16 protein-coding genes and 1 tRNA gene are annotated in these 13,884 nt (G+C 57.0%); 4 read left to right on the top strand and 13 right to left on the bottom strand.

Annotated elements, in window-relative coordinates:
* Positions 1-141: 141 nt before the first annotated feature.
* Together H8K20_RS11125 and H8K20_RS11120 are read right to left on the bottom strand one after the other, a co-directional pair.
* Positions 142-501, bottom strand: a complete 360-nt coding sequence (locus H8K20_RS11125) for a nuclear transport factor 2 family protein (protein WP_105205348.1) — start codon at positions 499-501, stop codon at positions 142-144.
* Between the two features lie 237 nt (positions 502-738).
* Entirely contained in the window at positions 739-1,176 is a 438-nt protein-coding gene (locus H8K20_RS11120) for an NUDIX domain-containing protein (protein ID WP_186488450.1), read from the bottom strand.
* A 317-nt stretch (positions 1,177-1,493) separates the two neighbouring features.
* On the opposite strand from H8K20_RS11120, the gene H8K20_RS14325 reads away from it, so the two are divergent.
* Positions 1,494-1,856 carry a helix-turn-helix domain-containing protein gene (locus tag H8K20_RS14325; RefSeq protein ID WP_186488449.1) on the top strand — a complete coding sequence of 121 codons (363 nt, stop codon included), beginning with the start codon at positions 1,494-1,496 and terminating at the stop codon, positions 1,854-1,856.
* A 383-nt stretch (positions 1,857-2,239) separates the two neighbouring features.
* Here the strand turns inward: H8K20_RS14325 and H8K20_RS11110 are convergent.
* The 7 genes from H8K20_RS11110 to H8K20_RS11080 form a co-directional block, all read right to left on the bottom strand.
* Positions 2,240-2,326: transfer RNA gene (locus H8K20_RS11110), tRNA-Leu, on the bottom strand.
* Positions 2,327-2,448: 122 nt separating this feature from the next.
* Positions 2,449-3,456 carry an aldo/keto reductase gene (locus H8K20_RS11105; RefSeq protein WP_186488448.1) on the bottom strand — a complete coding sequence of 336 codons (1,008 nt, stop codon included), beginning with the start codon at positions 3,454-3,456 and terminating at the stop codon, positions 2,449-2,451.
* A 208-nt stretch (positions 3,457-3,664) separates the two neighbouring features.
* Positions 3,665-4,039, bottom strand: a complete 375-nt coding sequence (locus tag H8K20_RS11100; RefSeq protein ID WP_186488447.1) for a metal-dependent transcriptional regulator — start codon at positions 4,037-4,039, stop codon at positions 3,665-3,667.
* Positions 4,036-4,212: a FeoB-associated Cys-rich membrane protein gene (locus H8K20_RS11095; protein ID WP_105205353.1), complete on the bottom strand. Its 177-nt coding sequence runs from the start codon at positions 4,210-4,212 to the stop codon at positions 4,036-4,038. Before H8K20_RS11095 ends, H8K20_RS11100 begins: the two co-directional genes overlap by 4 nt.
* A 49-nt stretch (positions 4,213-4,261) precedes the next feature.
* Positions 4,262-6,421 (bottom strand): ferrous iron transport protein B, encoded by a 2,160-nt coding sequence (gene feoB, locus H8K20_RS11090; RefSeq protein ID WP_186488446.1) that lies wholly within the window; start codon positions 6,419-6,421, stop codon positions 4,262-4,264.
* An 81-nt stretch (positions 6,422-6,502) separates the two neighbouring features.
* A complete protein-coding gene (locus tag H8K20_RS11085) occupies positions 6,503-6,727 on the bottom strand; it encodes a FeoA family protein (protein ID WP_105205355.1) in 225 nt (74 codons plus the stop codon).
* Between the two features lie 81 nt (positions 6,728-6,808).
* A complete protein-coding gene (locus tag H8K20_RS11080; RefSeq protein WP_341480840.1) occupies positions 6,809-7,072 on the bottom strand; it encodes a FeoA family protein in 264 nt (87 codons plus the stop codon).
* A gap of 262 nt (positions 7,073-7,334) precedes the next feature.
* Here H8K20_RS11080 and H8K20_RS11075 point away from each other — a divergent pair, with 262 nt between their 5' ends.
* Both H8K20_RS11075 and H8K20_RS11070 read left to right on the top strand, forming a co-directional pair.
* Positions 7,335-7,496: a hypothetical protein gene (locus H8K20_RS11075; protein ID WP_186488445.1), complete on the top strand. Its 162-nt coding sequence runs from the start codon at positions 7,335-7,337 to the stop codon at positions 7,494-7,496.
* Between the two features lie 533 nt (positions 7,497-8,029).
* Positions 8,030-8,665, top strand: coding sequence for a hypothetical protein (locus tag H8K20_RS11070; protein WP_129589438.1), 636 nt, complete (start codon positions 8,030-8,032; stop codon positions 8,663-8,665).
* A gap of 88 nt (positions 8,666-8,753) precedes the next feature.
* Here the strand turns inward: H8K20_RS11070 and H8K20_RS11065 are convergent, their stop codons facing one another.
* Complete coding sequence (locus H8K20_RS11065) at positions 8,754-9,353, bottom strand: M23 family metallopeptidase (RefSeq protein ID WP_105205357.1); 600 nt, start codon at positions 9,351-9,353, stop codon at positions 8,754-8,756.
* A gap of 188 nt (positions 9,354-9,541) precedes the next feature.
* On the opposite strand from H8K20_RS11065, the gene H8K20_RS11060 reads away from it, so the two are divergent.
* The gene (locus tag H8K20_RS11060) at positions 9,542-10,735 is read left to right on the top strand and encodes a winged helix DNA-binding domain-containing protein (protein WP_186488444.1); all 1,194 of its coding nucleotides are present in this window, start codon (positions 9,542-9,544) and stop codon (positions 10,733-10,735) included.
* Between the two features lie 143 nt (positions 10,736-10,878).
* Here H8K20_RS11060 and H8K20_RS11055 read toward each other — a convergent pair whose 3' ends face one another.
* From H8K20_RS11055 to H8K20_RS11045, 3 genes are read right to left on the bottom strand one after another with little or no spacing between them, the layout of a single operon-like run.
* Positions 10,879-11,238, bottom strand: a complete 360-nt coding sequence (locus H8K20_RS11055; RefSeq protein WP_186488547.1) for an iron dependent repressor, metal binding and dimerization domain protein — start codon at positions 11,236-11,238, stop codon at positions 10,879-10,881.
* Positions 11,239-11,294: 56 nt separating this feature from the next.
* Complete coding sequence (locus H8K20_RS11050; protein ID WP_243206493.1) at positions 11,295-12,161, bottom strand: MBL fold metallo-hydrolase; 867 nt, start codon at positions 12,159-12,161, stop codon at positions 11,295-11,297.
* Between the two features lie 12 nt (positions 12,162-12,173).
* A complete protein-coding gene (locus H8K20_RS11045) occupies positions 12,174-13,883 on the bottom strand; it encodes an amidohydrolase (RefSeq protein WP_186488442.1) in 1,710 nt (569 codons plus the stop codon).
* Position 13,884 lies beyond the last annotated feature (1 nt).

Below are 13,884 nucleotides of genomic sequence, written 5' to 3'. Positions count from 1 at the left end.
CGCTCTTTCTCTTTACCGTCTAACCAGTGATGGGCCGCTAAGACTCGAGCCACCGTCTCTCATCCCATCTGGCGGCGGACGGGCCTCTTTACCGACCACTGACCGCTGGCTACTATCCGGTCATACCCGCCAAAGATCCGCTCAATAGGTGGTCGGCATTCCCCGTTTCACCAGCCGCGACGCCTGGTGAAAGCGCAGCTGCGGTGCAGCTTGCCCCACCCATATCGAAGTCCGGTAATACCAGTCTTCGCCCATCCCGGTCATATAGTTGACCAGCCAGCAGCCCGGCCCCAGCGCACTGCAGCGGTAGTTGTAGATGGTGATATCCCGGTCCCCGGTGAGAGCGAGCAGCGACTGGATGGTATCTTCGCGGCCAAATAGGCGCCCTGAACTGCCACACTCCAAAAAATCGCGGTGCAGTACCGTTTCTAGCCAGCTGCGGTCGGAGGTATAGACGCGCACAAAAAACTGTTTTTCGCGCGCCAACAGTATATCGTGCAACGCTCCCCCTCCTTTTTACCTATTTTTACAGCCCCAGCCTGCGCACATCAGTATCTGTGCGCACCGTCATCCTTCACACCAACCGGTCAAGGGCTCCCGCCATCGAGCCGGTATGGGTCGTGGCGGGGGCTTCCGGTAGCGGCCGAAAACTCATGAGTCTGCGATAGCGGTGTGGGCCGACACCGCCCCGTGCAGTGTCCTCAAAATACTTTCCCCGGGCTGGGCAGGAGCGAACTCTCAGCCGGTTGTGTGCGACCGCCACTTCTCCTGGGCGATCGGGAAATACTCGCGCAGGATGGGGTAGGTCAGCTTTTCTGGCAGGTGGTCAAACAGGCCCACCTTGCGCATCTCGCTACCGCGCGGCAGCGCCCCCAATTTGTGCACCACCGCCAAATAGACCTGCCCGCCACCCCGAAAATGGGTGCCGTTCAGGTCGCCGTCTATGTAGTAATCGCACAGCGGCTCTATCTCAAAATCTATCGCTCCGGTCTCCTCATGCAGCTCTCTCTTGGCCGCCTCCAGCGGTGTCTCCCCGACCTCGATATAGCCGCTGGGGTGCTCCCAAGTCTCCCGCTCCCGGTGCATACAAAACAGCCACCGGCCTTTGTATACAGCCATGATATCGGCTGAAAAATACTGCCCCACCTCGCCAAACGGATATGTCCTGAACTCCATAAGGTCCCCCTGTCTAAAAATGCGCATTTCTACACACCTACTATAGCACAAAGGCGCCGCCTTAAAAAGCGGCGCTGCTCTCTATATTTTAGGGATAGCCGCACACTACTTCATAAATAGGGGCTTTTGTGTTGGCGCATACATAGCATGCGCCAACACCGCTCTACAGCAAGCCCTGTCCATATGGCGCGCTTTTCTACTGCCGTTATATCTATTGCGCACCATCATTTGCGCAATTTTATTTGGTCTATAGGTGACAAAATTGTCCTGTTGTTCTTAGAAGGAAAACCACTAAGATAGCCGCAGGGGGGATAAAAATGTCAAAAACAAGTGAACGTATACGGCACGCTAGAAAACACTGTCGCCTCACCACCAAACAACTCACCTATTTTATCGGTGTTTCAGAGAGATCTGTCGTCCGATATGAAAATGATCAGTCCACGCCTGGCACACATAGCCTCATTCAATTGGCCTCTATATTTGATCTCTCTACAGACTATCTGCTTGGACTTTTCGACAATGCCGAGGCATCATTTTTAGAGCTTTATCGGACAAAAAATATATTTTATCGCAATGTACAAAACAATCATATACGCGAGGAAACCGACTATTACTGGATCGAGTTTCTCCGAAAGATGAACCTTTCCCATTGCGGGGCAAAATGCAGTGGGCGGGTATAGACGGAAAAGAGGAGCTCTATGCTCTGCGGCCGATTATTCCCGAATCCTGCCTGATCATATTAGAAAAACTGGGTCGACAAAAACCATTGATACTCAATAGCCGGGAAGATTTCAATGCCTTTCTCATTTACGGTGGTACTGCTTTTGCCTCCCACCAAGTATGTAAGGAATGCATGCCGTATTTATTACGGCCAGGTACAGTTAAAAACAAGGCCAGAAAATTGTGAGCTGCCGTATCATCTGTTCGTTTTAAACATCACCTGTTTTGTTCTTTAGCTGTATATGGCAAAAGTTGCGGGTTTCCACCCGTCAGAGAACAGTATGTAAGCATCCTCGCCAAATAAAAAAGCTACATTTTGATCTCTCAAAATGTAGCTTTCATATGGTGCGGATAAGAGGACTTGAACCTCCACCGAGTTGCCCCGACTAGAACCTGAATCTAGCGCGTCTGCCTATTCCGCCATATCCGCGACTGCAAGAGTTATTATATACGATTGCTCTTTATTTGGCAACCCCTAATTTCAAATTTTTTTAAAAAATTTGTCGCGCTCTCTCACAGTCTTATCACCTGCGGCCAGTACTGCCCGCAGGCTTACAAAAAAGTCTTGTAGTCCTCGTAGTTCTGGCGCAGCAGCTCCGGGGTATTCAGCCCATAGGGGCAGTGCTCCATGCAGTGCCCGCAGTGGATACAGTTGTCGATACGCGCCATCTTCTCCTGCCACTCAGGGGTGAGATAGGGCTCTGGCGGCGAGCGCCGCAACAGCAGCGACATGCGGGCGCTGTTTTGTATCTCGATGCCCGCCGGGCAGGGCTGGCAGTAGCCGCAGCCGCGGCAGAACTCGCCCAACAGCTGTCCCCGGTCGCGCTCGATCACCGCCGCCAGCTCAGCAGTCATAGACGGCGGCGTATCGATATACGACAAAAACTCCGCCAGCTCACTCTCTCGCTGTATGCCCCAGATAGGCAGCACATTGTCGTACTGTGCCAGATAGGCGTACGCCGCGGCCGAGTTAGTGATCAGCCCGCCCGACAGCGCCTTCATGGCGATAAAGCCCACTTCGTGCTGTCGGCAGAGCTCCACCAGTTCGATATCCTTTTCCGTAGCCAGGTAGCAAAAGGGGAACTGCAGCGTCTCGTAGAGGCCCGACTCCACCGCTTCGCGCGCCACTGCCAACCGGTGGTTGGTAATGCCGATGTGGCGGATGAGCCCCTGCTCCTTGGCTTCGCACATAGTCTCGTATAGGCCGCTGCCGTCGCCGGGCTTGGGGCAAAACGGCGGGTTGTGAAATTGCAGGATATCCAGGTAATCGGTGCGCAAAAGCTCTAAGCTGGTGTGCAGGTCGCGCCAAAAATCCTCCACCGTCAGGGCCATCGTCTTCGATGAGATGTAGATATCTTCCCGCACTGCACGCAGAGCCAGACCGATCTTTTCCTCACTGTCAGAATAGGCGCGGGCCGTATCAAAAAAGCGCATGCCGCCGTCATAGGCCTTCTGCAGCAGCACCGCCGCCTGCTCTTTGCTCACCCGCTGCACCGGCAGCGCGCCAAAGGCGTTTTTCTCCACCGTGATACCGGTGGTCCCCAGGGTCACTTTGGGCATAGGTCCCCCTCCTCTTTGGGCAAATTCTGTCACATGGTGTTCTTTTTCCCAGTATAGCACAAAATTTAGCTGCCGCCAGCACTTTTTCATGCTGTCTTACAGTCTGCCGCTCTGCAAAAAGGCGCCGCCGGCAGTTTTAGCTGCCGGCGGCGCCCCATGGCGAAATATATAGCAAAGTAGGAGGTGTATCGGTGGGCACTGCGCCGCTCTACGCCGGCCGCCCCACACTGTCAAGAATACCCTGGACCCCGTCGGGTCCCAGGTCGGCCACCACCGCGATGGCCTGCGAACTGAGCTGCTCGGCCGGCAGGTCCAGCCGGCTCTCAAGTACCTGGCACAGGTCGCTGTACTGCCGCCAGCAGCGGCTGGCCAGCTCTAATCCCTGTGCAGTCAGCTGCACCCGGCCGTAGTGCTCTTTTTGTACCACCTGCTCTCGGGTCAGCACTGCCAGCATGCGGTTTACGCTGGCTCTGGTCACATCCAGCCGGTCGGCGATCTGCACCGAGCGCACCGGTCCGCCCTGCCCCAGCTGATAGATGGTGAGCAGGTAGCGCAGGCGGGCGGTCGACATGGGCGCGCTCATCCCTTCCCCTTAGCGGAGGGGCAGCCCCCGGCGTGGGGGCAGCCAGAACAGCCGCACCCGCACCCGCCGCCGGCAGATTTGCGGCGCAGATGCCGCACCGCCAGCACGAACAGGGCCAGCAGCACCGCCGAGATGAGGATCGTGGCCAGATTATCAGCCAAAAATGCGAGCATAGGGGTCTCTCCTCTCCCGCCCGAACAAAGGGGCGCACATACAGTTTATCTAGCGGGCAGCAGTGGCCGCACGGGCCATCTCACGCCGCTTATTCTTGGGGGTGGGGCGCAGCAGCAGCCACAGCCCGGCGATGAGCACCACCAGTGCCGCCGCAGTACCTATCCCAAAGGCGGCTCCGCTAAAGAGCACGATACCAAACTGGTATACCATCATCGATACAGCGTAGGCCAAAACGGTCTGGTAGCCGATGGCCGCCAAGGTCCACTTGGCGCTGGCCATCTCGCGCTTGATGGCGCCGATAGCGGCAAAGCAGGGTGCGCACAGCAGATTGAACACCAAAAACGACAGTGCCGCCGCCGCGTAGGGGAACATGGTCTGGATCTGAACGAGCAGACCCGGGTCGTCCTCGGCGATGTCGGCGCCCAGGCCAAACAGCACGCCAAAGGTGCCCACCACGTTCTCTTTGGCCACCAGGCCCGATACCGTGGCCACTGCGGCTTTCCAGTTGTCAAAGCCCAGCGGGGCAAAGATGGGGGCGATAAACTTGCCCACCACTGCCAACAGGCTCTCCTCCTCGGCGACCATGCCGAAGCTGCCGCCGGCAAAGCCGAAGTTGCTCAAGAACCAGATGAGGCCGCAGGCCACAAAGATAACGGTACCGGCTTTGATGATAAACGCCTTTCCGCGCTCCCACATGTGGATGAGCACGCCTTTGGGGGCCGGCACGTGGTACTGGGGAAGCTCCATGACAAACGGGGCCGGGTCGCCGGCAAAGCCGCGGGTCTTTTTGAGGATGATGCCCGATACGATGACCGCAGCGATGCCCATAAAGTACATGGCCGGTGCCATCCAGGGAATGCTGGGGAACATGGCCCCGCCGATGAGCGCGATGACCGGCAACTTGGCCCCACAGGGGATAAAGGTGGTGGTCATGATGGTCATGCGGCGGTCTTTTTCGTTCTCAATGGTCTTGGTGGCCATAATGCCCGGCACGCCGCAGCCGGAGCTGATGAGCATGGGGATAAAGCTCTTGCCCGACAGCCCGAATTTGCGGAAGATGCGGTCCATGATGAACGCCACGCGGGCCATGTAGCCGCAGTCCTCCAGGATCGATAGGAAGAAGAATAGGATGAGCATCTGCGGCACAAAGCCCAGCACAGCGCCCACACCGCCGATGATGCCGTCCACGATGAGGCCCACCAGCCAGTCGGCCGCCCCCACCGCCGTCAGCGCGCCGGTGGCCCAGTTAGAGATAAGTCCGCCGAACAGCGTGTCGTTGGTCCAGTCGGTGACGATGGTCCCCAGCCAGCTGACCGACACGAAGTACACCACGAACATCACCGCCGCAAAGATGGGCAGCGCCAGCCAGCGGTTGGTGACGATGCGGTCGATCTTGTCAGAGGTGGTCATACCGGTACGGCGCTTGCGCACACATTTTTTCACCACCGCGGCGATAAAGGTATAGCGCTGGTTGGTGATGATGCTCTCGCTGTCGTCGTCCAGCCACTCCTCACAGCGGGCGGTGATCTCCTCGACCTTCTGCGCTGCCGCGCCGTCCAGCGCCAGCACATCCAGCACCTTCTCGTCGCGCTCAAACAGCTTCACCGCGTACCAGCGGATGTTCTCTGCCGGCACCTTGCCGGCGATGACGCCCTCGATCTCGGCAATGGCCCCCTCCACCTCTTCGGTGTAAAACTGCCGCTTCTGTGGCCGGTGCCCGGCGGCGGCCTCCGCCACCGCCCGCTTGGCCGCCTCCACCGAGCCCTGTCCTTTCAGGGCCGAGGTCTCGACCACCGGGCAACCCAGCGCATCGGCGAGCTTGCCCGCGTCGATGACGTCGCCGTTTTTCTTCACCAGGTCCATCATGTTGAGCGCCACCACCATGGGCAGACCGATCTCCAACAGCTGGGTGGTCAGATACAGGTTGCGCTCGATGTTGGTGCCGTCGATCAGGTTCAAGATCCCGTCGGGGTGATCCTGGATCAGATAGTTCCGGCTCACCACCTCCTCCAGCGTATACGGAGAGAGCGAGTAGATGCCCGGCAGGTCGGTGATGGTCACCTCCTTGTCGCCCTTGAGCTTGCCCTCCTTTTTCTCTACCGTGACTCCCGGCCAGTTGCCCACATACTGGGTCGAGCCGGTGAGATCGTTAAACATGGTGGTCTTGCCGCAGTTGGGGTTGCCGGCAAGCGCGATACACGACTTCATAGCGTTTCTCCTCTCCTCTTGATTAGCATCGACTAACTACAGGGCCTTAAAAGACGCGGCCCGCACGCCGCGCACACCGCCCTACAGCGATACCTGGATATTTTCCGCCTCCGACTTGCGGATCGACAGCTCATACCCGCGCACCGTCACCTCGATGGGATCGCCCAGCGGCGCCACCTTGCGCACATAGATCTGAGTCCCTTTGGTAATGCCCATATCCATGATGCGGCGCTTCAGGGGGCCCTCGCCGGTGAGCCGGTGTACTGTGGCGGTCTTGCCGCACTCCACTTCCCGCAGTGTCTTCATCTCACTTGCTCCTCTCTTTATATATGTATAAAAGGGCTGCCGCCCAGAGAGCGGTCCTCCCGCCCCCGGCGGCAGCCCCGGCTATACGATGATGCGACCCGCCATGGCTTTACTGATGGCCAGCCGGGTATCCTTTACGTTTACGATCACGTTGCCGCCGGTCTCGGCCACCACGGTGACCGCGCCGCCCACCACAAAGCCCAGATTGCCCAAAAACTTCTGGGTGTCATCTCGACCGCGTATCTGTTTGATGGTGGTCTGTTTACCTACCTCTGCAAAGGTCAGGGGCATCATCACCGTCTCCTTTCCGCTCTCCCCAAACGGGGTGTTTGCAACCGCTATCAAAAGTTGCCTATCTCTAACTACAGCTAGAGTTTACCACCGCTAACCGAATTTGTCAATGGCTAACATCAAGGATTTTCCCCACCGCCCCACTTTTTCCATTTTATCCAGTTTTTTACATATATCTATAAATAAACTGTAAAATTATGAAGCTATCTGTACATGACCAGCACAGTAAAACTTGTTCTATTTGTTTGTTCTAATTTTAATATAACAATCTTATAGTTTGTGCTATTTTTAAAACTATTGCTTGGAAGCTATTTCTATGGACAAATGGGGCGATTCGATATTTATCACGGTTCAACATGCAAAAAATGGAATTGATGAGGCTGTACTAAAAATTATTACAGATTTTACCCCTCTGATCGAAAAATACGCTTATCGTCTAGGTGATGATGGAAAAGTGATATCCAGCTATTTCTCCTAGAACTTATTTACAAAATGCCGCTTCAAAATTTTAAAGGCCCAAGCCTCAATGCACAAGTGATAAAGTACATGCACCAGTTCATTGTGCATCATGTATACTATCTTCATCGCAAAAGGCCACGCCTCAGTTTGGATATCGATGACCAAAATGTTTTAGATAAAGACGCAGAGAAGGATATATCAGGCATTGAGCTTAGAAGTTGTATCGCTCTATTAGAGCAAAAGCAAAAAACGGTCATATATCTAAGATATTGGTATGGTTTCTCCATATAAAAGATTGCAATCTTAATGGGTTACACCCGACAAAATATTAGACTTATTCATAACAAAGCTCTTAGTAATCTTAAAAACATGTATATTATTAATTAAATATGGTAATTATCAACAATATATTCTTTTTAAACGACATAATAAACAATCTGAAATCATTTATTTAGGTAAACTATATTATTCACAAGTTCAATATTTTTCTATATAATTATATGTAAGATGTAGTATTCATTTTTTCTGTATTAAATAGAAAGAGGGGATCTTGTGAAAAAACTCGGTATATATATGGTCATCGTATTCTGTATTTTGGGCTTTATCGGCACTGGATGCAAAAAAGCAAATACCGATACCCATTCGTCCTCATCTGTCTCCACCTCTTCAGAGAGCTCTTCTATCAAACTCCGTAATGAAGAAGTTCATAATTTGTACGTCAAGCCTTATGGTATGCTCATAGGATTACAAGAGGACTGGTCTACGGCCGACGAATTGGATGTCAATAAAGTCTTGGGATGGAGTTATTTTTATGCCAAGTACGAAGATAAAGACCCAGGTGTACCTAAATATGGTGAGTCCTATGATCAAAAACCCTATGGATATCTATTTAGTCAAAGTGATGTAGAAACTTTTGCCAAGACCTATTTTGGATTATCTGCACAGCAAGTACAAAAATCCTATTGTTATGTCCCCGATAAACAGTCCTATGCCATCATGGTCAACAGTGTAAGCGGAGAAAGATATTACACCAATGTTAGCGATTACAAAGTACATGGTGACACTATTGAGATAACTGTGGATTACTTCAAAGAAGCCGACGATGTAAAAGTAGGCACTAAAGCATTAACCATCGCATTATCAGGTACCGATTCCTTTCAGTATATTGCATGTCATACTATAAGTTGATACAAACAGCTGTATTTTTAAAAACGGGGAGCGTGCACCATACCTATCTTCTTTACTCACAAAAAAAGGGCCCATATGGGCCCTTTTTTTAGATGTGGGGGATTTGCGCATCGCGGGGATCTACCCAATCGCTGCCATTCATTACCTTGATATACTGATAATCAGGGTGAGATTCTTTACAATGCATCATACGCATCGGGTCGATACTGGTATCCGAAGATCCCCTATATCCTGCCTTAAGTATGTTCGAGTCACCAGATAGAGTAGGTGTATAATTGGGGTAATTAATATCTTTGTCCATTTCCACATGAAGATGTTTGCCGTCAACATACTGACCAGTTGCACCCACAACGCCAATTTGCGTATCCTTTGTCACTCGCTGTCCCTGAGAGACCTTGATACTCGCCATATGAAAATATCTCCCGACTACTTTATAAGACCCACCATCAAAATGATTTACCGCCTCATCGTAGATAATGCCTACCACATTTCCACAGACGTTATCCCAGCCGGCAAATGCCACGATACCGGATCCCTGTGCATATACCGCATCCGGATCTGTCTGAAATAGCCCCACTAGATCCTGACCATAGTGGGTAAAGCCGTAAGAGCTCTCATACTTGGTCCCCCATTTGTACGAAGCCGTAATGCCAGCGTTGTTTAAAGGCTGGATCAGTTTTTGTGCCATAGTAAAAACACTCCTTTTTCTAAAACTTCTTTTTCTGCAGAACTTTTTCAGATGGCGCCATTCTGATTTGCCCTACATCTATATAAAGACGTTAAGACGTTTAAATGTAAATCTTCAAAAAATATTTTTATTAGTAAAATGATACGTATTCTTCATCTACTGCGATTTAGCAAAGGAGTACAATAACTATGTGCTTTTCCTCCCACCAACTGCGCAGCTTTCGCCTGCGCGCCCACCACCTCGACCGCGACTATCCCGCCTCTCTGCTGCTGCCCGCCGCCGGCGCCTGCGGGCTGCAAAATTCGCCCCCCGGCGCCTGGGAGACAGCGCTGTTCTGCCGCCTGCCCGGCTGTGCGCTCGAGCAGCTCCACCAGGCGCTGTACAGCGACAAAACACTGCTGCAGGCCTGGAGCTTTCGCGGCGTCCCCGCCGTATTCCCCACCGGTGAGTCCGGCACCTTTCTCACCTCGCTCATCGCCCAGCCGGGCGAGCAGCCCTGGGTGTACACCCGCGGCATCACCGCCGCCCTGGAGCACCTGGACATGTCCTTCGACGAGCTGTTGCCGCTGGTGCGCAGCGCCGCCCAGATTCTACAGCAGCAAACGGTCCACAGCAAAGAGGCGCTGGACCGCCTGCTGGCCCAGCAGGTGGCGGCGCAGCTGCCGCCGGATAAGCTCGCCCGCTGGAACGCCCCCTCCATGCACGGCGCGCCGGACCGGCAGACCGTCGGCGGGGCCGCCGTGTCTTTTCTGCTGCGGCCCTGCTCCTTTTATCGCCAGGTGGTGTTCGGCCGGCGGCAGGCAGGCAGTCCCACCTTTACCTCTTTTGAAAACTGGCTGGGTTACCGCCCCTCTCCCGCCCCCCACGCCGGACGCGACCTGGTGCGCAAATTTCTACACTGCCACGGCCCCGCCACCACCCGCGATCTCACCGACTGGCTGGGCTGCAGTCCCCGGCAGGCGGCCCGCCTGTGGCAGACCGTGGCCGACGAGCTGGAGCCGGTGACCGTCGACGGCCGGACCCGCTATCTGTTGGCTGCCGATATCCCCGCCCTGCACCGCGCCGACAGCGACCCGCAGCGCCTGCTCCTGCTGGGCGCTCACGACCCCTATCTCGACCTGCGCGACCGCGCGCTGCTGCTGCCCGACAAAGCGCGGCAGCGCACCGTGTGGAAAACGGTGGCCAGCCCCGGCGCCGTGCTGCAGGGTGGCCGTATCATCGGCACCTGGAAAGCCAAGACCCGCGCCGACAAGATCGAGCTCACCGCCGCGCTGTGGGAGCCGCTCTCCTCCGCCGGTGAGCGCCAGCTCGCGCAGCGGGCCGAGTCCTACGCCGCCTTTCGCCGCTGCACCCTGCACCGCTATGCCGTGCAGACCCCATAAACGAACCGCACACTATAAGCTGTACACTGCGCGCTACAGCACTACTGCCGCCCGCAGCACATTCGCGCCGCAAAAAAAGAGAGGTCCCGCCTTCCCCACCGGAAAAGCGGACCTCTCTCTTTTTTACTGTTTTCAGTCAGCGCCTACTTGCGCAGGTAGGCCTTGATGCCGGCAAACACTTCCGGGCTGATGATGTGCTCGATCTTGCAGGCGTCCTGCTCGGCGATGGCGGGGTCGGCCCCCACCGTCTCTACCAAAAAATCGGTGATGAGCCGATGGCGCTCGTACACAGACTCGGCCCGCTGGCGGCCCGACTCGGTGAGCTGGATGTTGCCGTCGGGCTCGATGGTCACATACCCGACCTCTTTGAGTATCCCCATGGCCCGGCTGATACTGGGCTTAGAAAAGCCCATCGCCTCGGCCACATCCACCGAGCGCACATACGCCTTTTTGCGCTTGAGCAGCAGTATCGTCTCCAGATAGTTCTCCTTAGACTCCTCCACGTGCATCTCGTCTCACCTCCCCGCAGTATTTTACTCAGTGTAACACATTTCACCGGTCACCGCAACGGCTGCCGGCCCCGCTTGCGGTTGCCCCACAGGTACGAATCCAGTATCTCCCGGGCCGCCTCATCGGGCTCTGCGCCGTACTGCCGCCGGTACTGGGCATACACCCGCACGCTGTCGGTCTCGGCTCCCACCAGCTTGCCCAGCGCGCGCATCTGCGCCGCCGCGCGGGCAAAGTCATCGGCGTTTTGGGGGTCCCAGTGGGCGTTTACATACCACTTACAGGGCAGCCCCTCGATCTTCTGCAGCCGCGCCTCGTAGTCCGGCAGGTCGTAGCTCCAGGGGCCCTCAAACATCTCCTGGCACATGCCGTCTCCCAAAAACAGCACCTGCTCCTGAGGGCAGTACACGGCGGTGCTGTCGGCGCTGTGTTCACCGCCCAGTGAAAAGATCTCGCAGGTCACCCCGCCCAGGTCTACCGTCAGGCGGCCGTCATACAAAATATCTGCCGGCCGTATGGCAATGCTCTCCCGCAGCGCACCGGGGTGCTCTTTGATGATGTTCTCGGCGCAAAAAGCGATCTCCTCGCCGGTCTGTACCCGCTCCTGCAGCGCGGCGTCGTCCCAGCGGTAGCTCTGCATCTGGCGCAGCTTTTGCTGGGTCAGCGGGTGGGCGATGGTGGTCAGGTCCATCTCGGCGGCCCCAAACACGTGGTCCCAGTGCCAATGGGTCAGCGCCAGGTAGCGGGGCTCGGCCCCCGGCACCGCCGCCAGCTGCTCTAAAAACAGGCGGGCGTGGGCGGCCGAGTTGCCGCTGTCCACGATCAGCGTCGCCCGCTCCCCCACGATCGCGCCCAGCGCCGGCCGGTCAGTGGCGTGGTCGTGACCGGTCATGTACACCCGCTCGGTCAGTCTCTTCATCTCCACTGGTCTCTACCTCTCTTCTCGCTCATATACGATCTCTCCGTCCAGTACCGTCATCACTACCCGGGCCTCTTTGATCTGTGCGGGCGGTATGGTAAAGATGTCCCGGTCCACCACCGCCATGTCCGCCCGCTTGCCCACCGATAAGCTGCCGCTCACCCGCTCGTCGTACGAGGCGTAGGCCGCACCCATCGTGTGGCCGTACACCGCCTGCTCCACCGTCAGCCGCTGCTGGGGGTACCAGCCGCCGGCCGGCTGGCCGTTAAAGTCCTGCCGGGTCACAGCGCAGTAGATATTTTCCATCACGTCAAAACGCTCTACCGGGCAGTCCGACCCGCAGGCTATGGGGATGCCCAGCTGCGCCATCGTCTGCCAGTTATAGCTGGTGGCGGCCAGCTCCTCGCCCACCCGGTCGGCGGCGATATGCCAGTCCCCGGCCACGAATACCGGTTGGATGTGGGCGATCACCCCCAGCGCGCGAAAGCGCTGAAGCAGCGGCTGGTCGGTGATCTGGCAGTGGATGATGCTGTGGCGCATGTCCGCCCGGGGCCAGCGCAGCTGGGCGCGCTCGATGCTGTCAAGCGCCATCTGCATGGTGGCGTTGCCGATACAGTGGATGGCCGCCGGCATGCCCGCCCGGTGGGCGGTCTCCACCAGCTCGTCGAGCTGCTGCTGGCTGAACACGCCGATACCGCAGGTGCTGGGGCAGTCGGCGTAGGGCCGATCTAAAAAGGCGGTGCGCCCACCCAGCGAGCCGTCGGCCAGCAATTTCAGCGGCCCGATCTTAAAGCGCCCCACCTGGTAGCCGGTGGTGTAGCCCATCTCTAAAAACCGGCGCAGCTGCTCCGGCCGCGGCAGCAGGCACTGCTCAAATACGCGCACCGGCAGCGCCCCCTCCTGGGCCAGCTGGGTATAGGCCTCGATGACCCGGGGGAAATCCTCCTCCGGCACCGCCTCAAAGTCATCTGTCTGCAGCGCCGTCAGCCCGCAGCGCAGTGCCCGCTGGGCCCCCAGCACCAGCAACCGCTTGATGTCGGCCACCTCCAGCTGGGGGATGGCCTCGTACACCAGCACCCGGGCCTCCTCTCTAAAAATGCCCAGCGGCTCGCCGCGCTCGTCGACATCTATCTGCCCGCCGGGCAGTTGGGGGGTGTCCCGCGTCACCCCCATCACCTCCAGCGCCTTCGAGTTGACGGCGATGATGTGCCCGCAGGTGTGGGTGTAGGTCACCGGGTGATCGGTGCTGATGCGGTCCAGGTCGTAGCGGTTGGGAAAGCGGCGGCCCGGCCACAGCTCGTTGTTCCAGCCCCGCCCCTGTATCCAGCCGCCCCGCGGGCCGCCGCTCTGCCGCAAAAAGTCCCTGCCCCGCCGCACGATCTCATCGATGCTCGTCGCCCCGTCCAGGTACACCTTTTCCAGGCTCAACCCGTAGCTGAGCAGGTGCAGGTGGCTGTCGTGAAAGCCCGGCAGCAGCAGCCGGCCGGCCAGGTCCACACTGCGGGTGTGCGGCCCGGCCAGCGCGCATATCTCCCGGTCGCTGCCCACCCGCACGATCACCCCGTCCTTTACCGCCACCGCCGTGGGCAGCGCGCGCTCCCGCCGCCCGGGGGCTGCCGGCGGCTCCATCGTCCTCACCACACCGCCAAAAAACACGGTATCTGCCTGCCTATCGCCCCGGTCATCCGCCGGGCGCGCGCTCCTGTCGGTCACGCCGCTCATC

Source organism: Neobittarella massiliensis (ex Bilen et al. 2018) (assembly GCF_014269355.1).
Lineage (GTDB): Bacteria > Bacillota > Clostridia > Oscillospirales > Ruminococcaceae > Neobittarella > Neobittarella massiliensis.
The sequence above is the reverse complement of the archived record's forward strand: the minus strand, read 5'-3'. Positions and strand labels throughout refer to the sequence as shown.

What these genes read in the sequence shown, in the direction of transcription:
- H8K20_RS11045 (WP_186488442.1), bottom strand. Translation starts at nt 13,883, where the DNA reads ATGAGCGGCGTGACCGACAGGAGCGCGCGCCCGGCGGATGACCGGGGC.
- H8K20_RS11095 (WP_105205353.1), bottom strand. Translation starts at nt 4,212, where the DNA reads ATGCTCGCATTTTTGGCTGATAATCTGGCCACGATCCTCATCTCGGCG.
- H8K20_RS14325 (WP_186488449.1), top strand. Translation starts at nt 1,494, where the DNA reads ATGTCAAAAACAAGTGAACGTATACGGCACGCTAGAAAACACTGTCGC.
- H8K20_RS11075 (WP_186488445.1), top strand. Translation starts at nt 7,335, where the DNA reads ATGGACAAATGGGGCGATTCGATATTTATCACGGTTCAACATGCAAAA.
- feoB (WP_186488446.1), bottom strand. Translation starts at nt 6,421, where the DNA reads ATGAAGTCGTGTATCGCGCTTGCCGGCAACCCCAACTGCGGCAAGACC.
- H8K20_RS11060 (WP_186488444.1), top strand. Translation starts at nt 9,542, where the DNA reads ATGTGCTTTTCCTCCCACCAACTGCGCAGCTTTCGCCTGCGCGCCCAC.
- H8K20_RS11120 (WP_186488450.1), bottom strand. Translation starts at nt 1,176, where the DNA reads ATGGAGTTCAGGACATATCCGTTTGGCGAGGTGGGGCAGTATTTTTCA.
- H8K20_RS11050 (WP_243206493.1), bottom strand. Translation starts at nt 12,161, where the DNA reads ATGAAGAGACTGACCGAGCGGGTGTACATGACCGGTCACGACCACGCC.
- H8K20_RS11065 (WP_105205357.1), bottom strand. Translation starts at nt 9,353, where the DNA reads ATGGCACAAAAACTGATCCAGCCTTTAAACAACGCTGGCATTACGGCT.
- H8K20_RS11085 (WP_105205355.1), bottom strand. Translation starts at nt 6,727, where the DNA reads ATGAAGACACTGCGGGAAGTGGAGTGCGGCAAGACCGCCACAGTACAC.
- H8K20_RS11100 (WP_186488447.1), bottom strand. Translation starts at nt 4,039, where the DNA reads ATGAGCGCGCCCATGTCGACCGCCCGCCTGCGCTACCTGCTCACCATC.
- H8K20_RS11105 (WP_186488448.1), bottom strand. Translation starts at nt 3,456, where the DNA reads ATGCCCAAAGTGACCCTGGGGACCACCGGTATCACGGTGGAGAAAAAC.